The organism is Telluria sp. AZSoR62 (assembly GCF_058111565.1).
Genome location: NZ_JBYTST010000269.1, coordinates 1 through 281, shown reverse-complemented (window position 1 = coordinate 281; position 281 = coordinate 1). Strand labels below are relative to the sequence as shown.

Genomic DNA, 281 nt, shown 5'->3' with positions numbered 1-281 from the left:
CTCACGGGAACCATCCCTCGCGGTGGCGGAGTATGTGGAAGATCTCGGGCAGCGGGCAAAAAACCTCTCAGGTGTTGATCCGCGGGATGACAACATGCCAAAGATCACCAACGACGGGCGCATGGTTGCGCTGGATCCGCGGCTCAAAGGACTGCCGGCGGATGCTGACGGGGGAAGGCCGGCGCAGGTTGCTGCCGAAGTGTGGGCTATCCACGAACGCACGAAAGACACCGTCTACACGGCCCCTGACGGTAGCCCCTCCTCGGTGACCGGTGGGTTGC

Annotated in this window: 1 protein-coding gene; it reads left to right on the top strand. The window is 63.3% G+C overall.

From position 1 onward, the window contains the following. Positions 1-94: 94 nt before the first annotated feature. The coding region (locus AC3XQU_RS23765; protein ID WP_489876596.1) for a hypothetical protein at positions 95-281 on the top strand (187 nt) is incomplete at its 3' end.